The 9,152-nt window shown below is 68.0% G+C and carries 8 protein-coding genes; 2 read left to right on the plus strand and 6 right to left on the minus strand.

Annotation, left to right across the window (positions count from 1 at the left end; translation table 11 throughout):
• From Q0326_RS12570 to purU, 6 genes are all read right to left on the minus strand, one after another.
• A partial coding sequence (locus Q0326_RS12570; protein WP_298690971.1) for an FAD-dependent oxidoreductase occupies positions 1-930 on the minus strand: 930 nt, incomplete at its 3' end.
• Positions 927-1,262 (minus strand): cupin domain-containing protein, encoded by a 336-nt coding sequence (locus Q0326_RS12575; protein WP_298690973.1) that lies wholly within the window; start codon positions 1,260-1,262, stop codon positions 927-929. The genes Q0326_RS12570 and Q0326_RS12575, both read right to left, overlap by 4 nt.
• A 1-nt stretch (position 1,263) precedes the next feature.
• A complete protein-coding gene (locus tag Q0326_RS12580; protein ID WP_298690975.1) occupies positions 1,264-2,514 on the minus strand; it encodes an aromatic ring-hydroxylating dioxygenase subunit alpha in 1,251 nt (416 codons plus the stop codon).
• Between the two features lie 128 nt (positions 2,515-2,642).
• Positions 2,643-5,150: an FAD-dependent oxidoreductase gene (locus Q0326_RS12585; protein WP_298690977.1), complete on the minus strand. Its 2,508-nt coding sequence runs from the start codon at positions 5,148-5,150 to the stop codon at positions 2,643-2,645.
• Between the two features lie 83 nt (positions 5,151-5,233).
• Positions 5,234-5,743 (minus strand): prolyl-tRNA synthetase associated domain-containing protein, encoded by a 510-nt coding sequence (locus Q0326_RS12590; protein ID WP_298690979.1) that lies wholly within the window; start codon positions 5,741-5,743, stop codon positions 5,234-5,236.
• Positions 5,744-5,902: 159 nt separating this feature from the next.
• Complete coding sequence (gene purU / locus Q0326_RS12595) at positions 5,903-6,763, minus strand: formyltetrahydrofolate deformylase (protein ID WP_298690981.1); 861 nt, start codon at positions 6,761-6,763, stop codon at positions 5,903-5,905.
• A gap of 290 nt (positions 6,764-7,053) precedes the next feature.
• Here purU and Q0326_RS12600 point away from each other — a divergent pair, with 290 nt between their 5' ends.
• Together Q0326_RS12600 and Q0326_RS12605 are read left to right on the plus strand one after the other, a co-directional pair.
• Positions 7,054-8,040, plus strand: coding sequence for a LysR family transcriptional regulator (locus tag Q0326_RS12600; protein ID WP_298690983.1), 987 nt, complete (start codon positions 7,054-7,056; stop codon positions 8,038-8,040).
• Between the two features lie 74 nt (positions 8,041-8,114).
• Positions 8,115-8,870 (plus strand): methyltransferase, encoded by a 756-nt coding sequence (locus Q0326_RS12605; protein WP_298690985.1) that lies wholly within the window; start codon positions 8,115-8,117, stop codon positions 8,868-8,870.
• The last annotated feature ends 282 nt before the right edge of the window (positions 8,871-9,152 follow it).

Consider the following 9,152-nt stretch of genomic DNA (forward strand, 5'->3'; position numbering starts at 1 on the left):
CCCGCCTGTCTGGCTGTAGCTCACATAGGCGTCGGTGCCGGCGCCGATCACGAGTTCGCCCTTGTCGGACTGCGACATGTAGGCGTGGATCGTGTTCGACATCACGACGCAGGGCATGATGGGCTTGATCGGCTCGGACACCAGCGCCTGCAAGGGAAAGCTCTCGAGCGGAAAGCGCAGCCCCGCCATGTCCATCACCACCGAGCTGTTGCCCGCCGCCGAGACGCCGATCTTCTTGGTCGCGATGAAGCCGCGCTCGGTCTCGACCCCGGAGACCGCGCCGTCGGCGCCGCGGCGGATGCCCGTCACCGCGCAATTCTGGATGATGTCGACGCCGAGAGCCGCTGCCGCCCGCGCATAGCCCCAGGCCACCGAATCATGCCGCGCGGTGCCCCCGCGCCGCTGCAGCGCCGCGCCGAGCACGGGGTGCCTGGCACCCGGATCGATAGACAGCGGCGGGCAATAGGCCTGCGCCTCCTCGGCGGTCAGCCACTCATTGTCGACGCCGTTCAGCCGGTTCGAATGGATGTGCCGCTTGAAGCTCTGCACGTCGTGGACATTGTGCGCGAGCATCAGCACGCCGCGCTTGGAATACATGACATTGTAGTTGAGCTCGGCGGACAGCCCGTCCCACAATTTCACCGCATGATCATAGAGGAAGGCGCTCTCGTCGTAGAGATAGTTGGAGCGGATGATCGTGGTGTTGCGGCCGGTGTTGCCGCCGCCCAGCCAACCCTTGTCGATCACCGCGACGTTGGTGATGCCGTGCTTCTTGGCGAGATAGTAAGCGGCGCCGAGGCCGTGGCCACCGGCGCCGACGATCACCGCGTCATAGGCGGCCTTGGGGGCGGCGTCGGGCCATTGTTCGGGCCAGCTCTTGTGGTGACCGATCGCCTTCGCGGCGAGCGTCGCGAAGGAGAATCGCGTCACCGGACATCGCCGTAGACGACCAGCATCGTCGCGCCGTCATGGCTGCCGCCCGAATGGATCGCGCCCTCGGCGCGGACGATGAAGCTGCCCGCGGGATGCACGGTGCCGTCGTCGTCGTAGAGGCTGCCCTCGAGGATATAGACCTGCTCGATCCGGTCATGGGAATGCGGCAGCGAGATCGTGCCGGGCTCGACGCGCATCAGCTGCGTCGCATGGCCCGGCGTCTCGATCAGCGTGCGGTAGAACCAGCCGGGCGAGCCGGGCGAGGGCGTCCAGTCGTCGCTGGGCGGGGTCGCGCGCGAGCCTTCGCCGGGGATGCCGAGATCGTCCATGCTACCCCTCCAACGCCAGCGCAGCGCGCGCCCGGCTGGTATAGAAATCCTTGAAGCGCTCGACGAGCTTTTCCTCGGTCGAATAGGGGCCGGGGCGATAGCCGTCGCTGCCGATCCCGCGGTGGTTGATCTGCGCGAGCCAGGCGTCCTGCAGATTGGTCGCGCGCCACACCGCGGTGAGGTTGGCGACGTCATAGTCGACGCCCTCGACCGCCTCCTCATGGACCAGCCAGCTGGTGCGGACCAGCGTGCGGTCGGGCGTGATCGGCATCAGCGAGAAGCTGACGACATGATCGCTGCAGAAATGGTGCCAGCTGTTGGGCTGCGTCCACACCGACAGGCTGGAGGCATTGGGCGCGGCGAACGGCGCGAGCAATTTGGTGCAGGCGACCGCCCCGTCGACCGTCTGCGACACCGCGCCGTTGGCGAGCGGGAGCCGCGCGACGCGGTGCCACCAGTCGCCGGGGAATTCGATCAGCTCATGATAGAGGCCGAGCCGCTTCCACTCCTCGCGCTCGGCGCCGATCACCTCGACGAACTTGGTGTCGTCGACCGCGCCCGCGGCACCCGCGTCCTCAGGCAGGCCCTTGCCGAAGCCGTTCGAACCCAGGCAGGCGAGCAGCTCGGGATGGTTGCTCTCGCAATGATAGCATTCGCGGTTGTTCTCCATGACGAGCTTCCAATTGGCCTCCTCGACCAGCTCGTCCTGCACCGCGACCTTGCAGTGTTCGAGATCATAGGGCGCGACCTGCGCGGCGATGTCGGCCTTGACCCGGTCGATCGGCGGCGGCGTGTCGCCGAGGCAGACGAACAGCAACCCGCCGACATTCTCGATCGCGACCGGGATCAGGCCGTGCTCCGCCTTGTCGAACCCGTCGGCCATGTTGCGGGCGGCGAGCAAACGGCCGTCGAGCCCGTAGGTCCAGATATGATAGGGGCACATCAGCCGCGACGCCTGGCCCGTCTGCGCCTCGCAGATCCGCGCGCCGCGGTGGCGGCAGCTGTTGTAGAAGGCGCGGACCGCGCCGTCGCGGCCGCGCACGATCAGCACCGACGTGTTCGCCAGATCGAAGCGGAAATAGTCGCCTGGCCGCTTCACATGCGCGACGGTGCAGGCGAACAGCCACACCGACTTGAGCAGCACCTGCGTGTCGAAGTCGAACGCCGCCTGGCCGACATAGAGCTGCTGCGGGAGGGTGTGGCCGGGCCGGTCCTGGTCGAGCAGCGCGGCGATGGCGTCGTAGCGAGACATGGCTCTACCGCACACCGTCATGCTGAACTCGGTTCAGCATCCCCTTCGCCTCGGACCTGGGCGCCCGGGGCAGGCGGGACCCTGAAACGCGTTCAGGGTGACGAAGGAGGGAAGGCGAGGGCATCCGATCAGCTCCGGAGCGCGATGTTCTCGGGATCGAAGGGCGAGTCCGCGATGACGGTCGCGCTATGTCGCGTCCCGAGGATCACGATCGCCAGCTCGGTGCCCGGCGTCGCCAGATCGGGGCGCACCATCGCCAAGGCCAGACTCTTGCCGGTCCGCCAGCCATAGCCGCCCGAGGTCGCGCGGCCGACCATCTCGTCGCCCAGCAAAATCGGCTCGGCGCCGCGCGCGTCGGCGTCGGCGACACCGTGGACCTCGAGCGTGACGAGCGTATTCGCCTCGCCCGCGTCGCGGCGGGCGATGAGCGCGTCCTTGCCGAAGAAGTCGGGCTTCTTCTGCCCGATGAAGCGGCCGAGCCCGCTCTCATAGGCCGAATATTCGACCGACAGCTCGCGCGGGATCAGCTTGTAGCCCTTCTCGAGCCGCATCGAGTCCATCGCGCGGATGCCGAACGGCTTGAGGTCGTCGCCGCCCGCCGCGAACAGCAGGTCGAAGATGTAATTCTGCATCTCGATCGGGTGGTGGATCTCCCAGCCGAGCTCGCCGACGAAATTGACCCGCAGCGCCTCGACCTGCGCGACGCCGAGGCTGATCCGCTTGCCGGTCAGCCAGGGGAAGGCGGCGGTCGAGAGATCGGCGTCGGTGAGTTTGGCGAGGATCTCGCGCGACTTGGGGCCGGCGAGCACGAGCACGCCCATCGCCGTCGTCTGCCGCTCGAAGCTGACCGACCCGTCCTTGGGCATCAGCTGGCGGAGATAGTCGTGGTCGTGCTTCTCGTAGGCGCCCGCCGAGACGAGGAAATAGCGCTGCGGGCCGCGCTTGTAGACGGTGAATTCGGCGCGCACCCCGCCGCGCGCGGTGAGCAGATAGGAGAGGGTGACGCGGCCGACCGCCTTGGGCACCGCGTTGGTCAGCAGACCGTCGAGCCAGCCTTCCGCGCCCGGTCCGGAGATCTCGCATTTGGCGAAGGCGCTCATGTCGAGCAGCCCGGCCTTTTCGGTCACATGCGCGATCTCGGCGCCGACATGCGCGAAATAGTTGGAGCGGCGGAACGACCATTTCTCGAGCACCGGATCGTCGCCGTCGGGTGCAGGATAATTATGGTGGAGCAGCACGTTGGGGCTGTTCTTCTCGCCTTCGGTGAGCTGATAGCCTTCGGGGGCGAACCAGTTGGGGCGCTCCCAGCCGAACACGGTGCCGAACACCGCGCCCTTGGCCTTCATCCGGTCGTAGCAGGGCGCGCGGCGCAGCCCGCGGGCGCCTTCGCGCTCCTCGTCGGGATAATGAACCGAGAAGACCTTGGCATAGGCCTCCTCATTCTTGGCCTTGAGATAGCCGAAGCCGGCATAGTCGCCGAAGCGGCGCGGATCGACGCCGGTCATGTCGATCGTCGGCTCGCCGTCGACGATCCAGTGCGCGAGCTGCCAGCCGGCGCCGCCCGCCGCGGTGATGCCGAAGCTGTGGCCCTCGTTGAGCCAGAAATTCTTCAAGCCGGGCGCCGGGCCGACGATCGGGCTGCCGTCGGGCGTATAGGCGATCGCGCCATTGTAGACGCGCTTGATGCCGACCTCGCCGAACGCGGGCACGCGCGCGATCGCGGCCTCGACATAAGGCATCAGCCGGTCGAGATCCTCGGGGAAGAGCTCGTACTCGGACTGCGCGTCGGGACCATTGGGGTAGCAGATCGGCGCGCCGATCTCATAGGGCCCGAGCAGCAGGCCGCCCGCCTCCTCGCGCATATAATAGCTGGCGTCGCTCTCGCGCAGCACGCCCATTTCGGGCAGGCCCTGCTTCTTGCGGTCCATGATCGCGGGATGCTGCTCGGTGACGATATATTGGTGCTCGACCGGGATCACCGGCACGTCGAGCCCGACCATCTGGCCGGTCTGGCGCGCGAAGCTGCCGGTCGCCGAGACGACATGCTCGCAGAGAATATCGCCCTGGTCGGTCGAGACCAGCCATTCGCCGCTGGGCTGTTGCGTGATCGCGGTGACGACGGTGTTGCGGTGGATGGTCGCGCCCATCTGCCGCGCGCCCTTGGCGAGCGCCTGGGTGAGGTCGGCGGGCTGGATATAGCCGTCGGCGGGGTGGCGGATCGCGCCGAGCACGCCGGTCGTGTCGCACAGCGGCCAGATCGCCTTGAGCTCGTCGGGGGTCAGCATGTCGACCTCGACGCCGATCGTGCGCGCGACGCCCATATAATAACGATATTCGTCGAGCCGGTCCTGCGTGCAGGCGAGGCGGATGTTCGAGACGTTGGAGAAGCCGACCGAGAGCCCGGTCTCGGCTTCGAGCGAGGGGTAAAGCCCCACCGAATATTGGTGCATCTTGCCGACCGAATAGCTCAGGTTGAACAGCGGCAGGAGGCCGGCGGCGTGCCAGGTCGAGCCCGAGGTCAGCTCCTTGCGCTCGATCAGCATCGCGTCGGTACAGCCGAGCTTGGCGAGATGGTACAGCGTCCCCACGCCGACCACGCCGCCGCCGATCACCACCACGCGTGCGCTTGTCTTCAAGGCTGAACCCACCATCGTTCGGCTGCGACCATGACCGTCGCGCTGCCCTCGCCTTGTCGAAGCCGGGGGCTCGATTGGCGAGATTAGTCTTGCTTATCGAGCGGCGCGGGGACCGCCGCGATTGTCGGCGCATGGCCCCAGGCGGTGAGCGCCGCGACCAGATCGGCGCCTGCTAGACCCAGCGTCGCACCGTTGTGCAGCGGATGGACGTTCGCACGCGGCGCGCTCGCGACGGCGACGTCGAGCACCACGGTGACGACCCCGTCGGCGTCGTTGATCGCGGCCAGCGGCGTCACCGAACCGGGGGTGACGCCGAGCAGCCGCTCCATGTCCTCGGCCTTGCCGAACGAGACCTTCTTGGCGCCGATCGCCGCGGGCAGCGTCTTCAGGTCGACACGGGCATGCGCCTCGACGGTCACCAGCCAGAAGCGGCCGTCCTTGTCCTTGAGGAAAAGATTCTTGGTGTGGAGGCCGGGAATGGCGTGGTGCAGGCCTTCGCTCTCCTCGACGGTGAAGACCGCGGCGTGGGGGGTGTTCGCGTAGGCGATGCCGAGCGCGTCGAGCGCGGCGAGCAGGGTGGTTTCGTCGTGCATCAGGCGATCCTTCGCGATAGAAGCCCTCTCCCTCAGGGAGAGGGTTGGGTGAGGGTGTCCAGCCTTTGAGGTGGGACGCGACGCTTGCGCGCCGCTCCCCCTCACCCCGACCCTCTCCCCGCCGGGGAGAGGGAGGGCGTCGCGTCGTTAGGCGCGCCGCTAGCGGAACACGATCGTGCGGTTGCCGCTGACCAGCACGCGGTGCTCGAGATGCGCCTGGACCGCGCGGCCGAGCACGCGGCTCTCGGTGTCCTGCCCCTGCGCGATCAGGTCCTCGACGCTGTCGGCATGGTCGACGATCGAGACGTCCTGCGCGATGATCGGGCCCTCGTCGAGATCGGGGGTGACGTAATGCGCGGTGGCGCCGACCATCTTGACCCCGCGCTCATAGGCGCGGTGATAGGGGTTGGCGCCCTTGAAGCCCGGCAGGAAGCTGTGGTGGATGTTGATCACGCGGCCGTCGAGCCGGCGGCACAGCGTGTCGGACAGCACCTGCATGTAGCGCGCGAGGATGATCAGATCGACCTGCTCGGCCTCGACCAGCGCGAGCAGCGCCTGTTCCTGCGCCAGCTTGTTCTCGGGGGTGATCGGCAGGTGATGGAAGGGGATGCCCTCATGGTCGACGCGGCGCTGCCAGGTCAGATGGTTCGAGACCACGCTGGTCACCGTCATCGCCAGCCGGCCGGTCGCGGTGCGGTAGAGCAGGTCGTTGAGGCAGTGGCCGCCCTTGGAGACCATGATGATCGCGCGCGCCTTGGTGGCGACGGGGTGCAGCGTCCAGTCGAGCCGCCAGGCGGTCGCGACCGGCGCGAACGCCTCGCCGAACCCTTGCGGGGTCAGCCGGTCGGGCGCGGTGAACTTGACGCGCATGAAGAAGCGGCCGGTGCTGGCGTCGCCATATTGCGCATTCTCGACGATGTTGCAGTCCTGCGAGACCAGCGAATTGGCGACCGCGGCGACGATGCCCTTGCGGTCCTCGCAGGCGAAGAGAAGGACGAATTGCGCGCTGTCTTGGGTCATGCGCGCCGGACTAGCGGCTGCGGGCGCGGCGCGCGAGCGCTCTGCGGACCGATTAATATCTCTAATCCGAATTCGTCGATCGCGATGATGCTCCGCCCGATGCGCGATCATCGTCCTTACCGTCATCCCGAACTTCGTCAGGATGACGGGTAATAGGACTCTCGCTCCGCCGCGCGCGGGCTGGACAAGCCTCGGGGTTGGGCTAGCATGCACCGCTTGTGACCCGATCCGCCAAAGCCGGACGGTCGCGAGGGGATGCGGAGGCGCGAAGGAAGGGTCTTTACGCGACCATGAAGCTGCCGCCCGGATTCGACCTGAGCTCGATCGAGGTCTTCATGCTGACCGCCGAGCGCGGCGGCATGACGCAGAGCGGGCTGCATCTCGGCATGACCCAGTCGGCGGTGTCGCAGACCATCTCCAAGCTCGAGACCGCGCTCGGCACGCGATTGTTCGACCGCACGATGCGCCCGCTCGCGCTCACCCCCAGCGGCAAGCTGCTGCTGCAGGAGGGGTCGAGGCTGCTCGCCGCCGCCAAGAGCCTCGCGATCGAGGTGCGCGAGGGCAGCCAGCGCCCGGTCGAATGCATCACCATCGCGATGGCGGAGAGCCTCGCCAATCATCTGACCGCGCCGCTGCTGCTCGGGCTCGGCGGGCGGGCGCTGCGCTGGCAGCTGCGCTCGGGCATCTCGCTGCTCCAGCACCATGAATTCCTCGGCCGCAAGATCGACATGCTGATCACCGGCAGCAGCCAGCTCGAGAATTCCGAGGATGTCGATCACTTCCCGGTGATGACCGAGGAGTTCATCCTGATCGCGCCGGCAAGCCATGCCGGGCCGCTCGATCCGATCGACTCGCTGCTCGGCCTGCCGTTCATCCGCTTCTCCCTGCTCTCCGCGATGGGGCAGCGGATCGACCGGCAGGTGGCGCGGATGCGGCTCAGCCTGCCCAATACGGTCGAGCTCGATTCGACCGGGCAGCAGATGTCGGCGGTCGCCGCCGGGGTCGGCTGGAGCATCACCACGCCGCTGTGTCTGGCGAGTCATCTCGACATGCTGCCGCGGCTGCGCGTCGCGCCGATCTCGCGCGCGCAGTTCCGCCGGACGATCCAGGTCGTGGCGCGGCGCGGCGAGTTCGGGCTGCTGCCGCGCGACATCGCGAGCTTCGCCGCGCAGACTCTGCGCCGCAGCCGGCTGACCGATCTCGCGCGCGAGCTGCCCTGGGTCGGCGACATATTGAGCTGGCCGCTCGACGCGGCGGCGCAGGAATCGGCGGCCTGACACGGCGCGCGGACCGGCCTATGACGGATAGCGATCGACCGGCTGTTGCCCGTCGACGGCGAGGAGACGATGCGATGATGCGGACGATCATGGGATTTGCGGTAGCCGCCGCGGCAGGAATGACGGTCGCCGGCGCCGGTGCCGCCGCGCCGGCCGGGCTGACGATCCCGGCCGCCGTCGCCGACCCGAGCCGGCCCGAGGCCGACCGCGCGCTGGACGCCGCGCGCCATCCCGCCGAACTGCTCGCCTTCCTCCACGTCCATGCCGGCGAGACGATCGCCGACGTCTGGCCGGGCGATTATTGGGATCGGCTGTTCGGTGCCGTCGTCGGCCCCAAGGGCAAGGTCTATGCGGTGCATCTGCCCGAGGCCGACACCGCCGAGAAGGTCGCGACGCCCGCGCCCGGTTCCACGCCGCTGCCCGGCCACGCCAATGTCGTCGTCGCGGTCACCCCCACCAACAGCTTCACCCTGCCGACCAAGGCGGACATCATCTGGATCCGCCAGAATTATCACGACCTCTACGACCCGTTCATGGGCCCCGCCGACGTGCCCGCGTTCAACAAGGCGGTGTTCCAGGCGCTGAAGCCCGGCGGGCGTTTCGTCGTCATCGATCATGTCGCGCCCGCGGGATCGAAGCTGGCCGCGACCAACACCACGCACCGGATCGATCCCGCCGTGGTCAAGGCCGACATGGCGGCCGCCGGCTTCAGCTTCGTCGGCGAGAGCGACGTGCTGCGCAACCCGGCCGATCCACATGACGTCAAGGTGTTCGACCCGTCGGTGCGCGGGCATACCGACCAGTTCGTCTACGTCTTCAAGCGACCGTGATCGTCTAGGGTGGGGGGGCACGCAGCGCGCCCGTTCGTCGATGCGGAGCGCCGTAACCGCCGCGATCCCGTCACCCCGGCCTTGAGCCGGGGTCCCGCTTCGTCTCTGCCGTGAGGAAAAGAGGAAGCGGGACCCCGGGTCGAGCCCGGGGTGACGGGGATCTGGCGGATGTGTCGCCATCGGCGCGGCATCGTGTAGGATTTGCGGACGCACGTCTCCCTTGGCTGGCGAGAGAAACGGCCGGCGTGCCCGCGTGCCTCGTGGCAGGCGGAGGTGTGCGGG

Source organism: uncultured Sphingomonas sp. (genome assembly GCF_937859915.1).
In the GTDB taxonomy this organism is placed as follows: domain Bacteria; phylum Pseudomonadota; class Alphaproteobacteria; order Sphingomonadales; family Sphingomonadaceae; genus Solisphingomonas.